Raw genomic sequence first — 2069 nt, 5'->3', positions numbered from 1 at the left:
AAATATAAGCCTGCAATCCATTCCATCATATCTTCATATTTTTCCATTACTTCTTCGTAATCAAGGTATTCTGAAGAGATTGGTTGATACTTAGGTCCTACCTGAGCTTTGGATTTTTCGTCAATGCCCCCATTGATAGCATATAAGAGAGTTTTTGCTAAGTTGGCTCTAGCACCAAAGAATTGCATTTGTTTCCCAATCCGCATAGCAGAAACACAACAAGCTATCCCGTAGTCATCTCCCCATTCAGGACGCATGATGTCATCATTTTCGTATTGAATAGCACTTGAAGCAATTGAAACTTTTGCACAAAAGTGTTTAAAGTTTTCTGGTAAACGAGTTGACCAGAGGACTGTTAAGTTTGGTTCTGGTGCAGGACCTAAATTAGCTAACGTGTGAAGAAAACGGAAGCTGTTTTTTGTGACCATATGGCGCCCATCTTCGCCGACACCGCCAATCGACTCGGTTACCCATGTAGGATCGCCAGAAAATAATTCATTATAGTCAGGAGTACGGGAGAACTTGACTAATCGAAGTTTCATCACAAAATGGTCGACTATTTCTTGAGCTTCCACTTCACTCAATGTTCCATTAGCCAAATCACGTTCTATATAGATATCTAAGAAAGTAGACGTACGGCCTAAAGACATCGCTGCTCCATTTTGTTCTTTCACTGCTGCTAAATAACCCAAATACAACCATTGGAAAGCTTCTTGTGCAGTTTCAGCAGGTTGTGAGATATCAAAACCGTATATCTGTCCTAATTCTTTTAATTCTGTTAATGCTCTTATTTGTTCATTTATTTCTTCTCGGCTTCTTATCACCGTATCACTCATTGTGCCATAGCCTGTATTATTCAAATCTTTTTTCTTGTCCGCAATCAAACGATCTAATCCGTAGAGTGCTACACGGCGGTAATCACCAATAATTCGTCCACGACCATAGGCATCAGGCAACCCTGTAATAACGCCGCTGCGGCGAGCAGCTCGCATTTCAGGAGTATAGGCATCAAAAACACCTTGGTTATGAGTTTTACGGTATTCGCGAAAAATATGAGAAACTTCTGGATCAATCTCAAACCCATAAGATTCAGCAGATTGTTCGCTCATGCGGATGCCTCCAAAAGGCTGTAATCCACGCTTGAATGGTTTTTCTGTTTGAAAACCTACAATTTGTTCTAATTCTTTATTTAAATAACCTGCAGAATGAGATGTAATGGTAGAAACAACTTTCGTGTCCATATCCAATACCCCGCCTGCTTCACGCTCAGCTTTGTTTAATTCCATAACTTGATCCCAAAGATCAGAAGTCGCTTGGGTAGGTCCTTCTAAAAATTCATCATTTCCATCATAGGGTTTATAATTCTGTTGGATAAAATCACGCACATCAATTTCTTCTTGCCATACTTTTCCTTTAAAGCCTTTCCATTGTTCCATTTTAAATAAACCTCCTTATTGTTATTCGACTGGATAAACTAATACTTTACATTGCTCATTATAACACATGAAAACGATAAAACAACTGAGTTTTCGAAAATAAATTCTTTCTTGTTAAAATACTCCTTTATTATTTGCCTAAATAGGCCTTTTTTTCAATAACTTTTAATAACCATCGTTAAAAGTAAATTTGATTACTATTTCACATACTTTAGTAAAAAAAGAAGTATAAAAAGCATGCAAACTAGCTGCATGCTTTTTAGGTTAATTATTTACTTCATAAATCATTTTTTCATGAATATCGATTGGAGTACCATCCGCTACTTCATCTAGTATAAAGGAACCATTAGAGTAACGGTCGCTCATTTGATAGTTCGAGCTAGCTAAATGAATCAATTTGCCTTTTTCGGTCTCTATCGTATATTCATGGTTTTTGTTTCCATCTAACAAAAATGCCACGCGATGCGGGTTGTTCTTTAATTCTCTTAAAACCAATAAACCTCGTTTTGCTCTACCTAAAGTATCAAAATCATTGAGGTTCATTTTTTTAACGGAGCCTCGATGAGTAAGGATCAGTATTTCTGATTTAGAGGCCTTACTATCAAACAGAATACCATTTACAATATAATCATC

2 protein-coding genes are annotated in these 2069 nt (G+C 36.9%); both read right to left on the bottom strand.

Translation table 11 applies throughout. The features are described from left to right. Window positions 1–1436: pyruvate formate lyase family protein (locus tag RT405_RS10730; protein WP_313469622.1), on the bottom strand; the 1436-nt coding region annotated here is incomplete at its 3' end. 264 nt (window positions 1437–1700) lie between these two features. Then, the coding region (locus tag RT405_RS10725) for a DNA gyrase C-terminal beta-propeller domain-containing protein (RefSeq protein ID WP_313469620.1) at window positions 1701–2069 on the bottom strand (369 nt) is incomplete at its 5' end.

This window comes from Carnobacterium sp. (assembly GCF_032094055.1).
Taxonomy (GTDB): domain Bacteria; phylum Bacillota; class Bacilli; order Lactobacillales; family Carnobacteriaceae; genus Carnobacterium_A.
The sequence above is the reverse complement of the archived record's forward strand: the minus strand, read 5'-3'. Positions and strand labels throughout refer to the sequence as shown.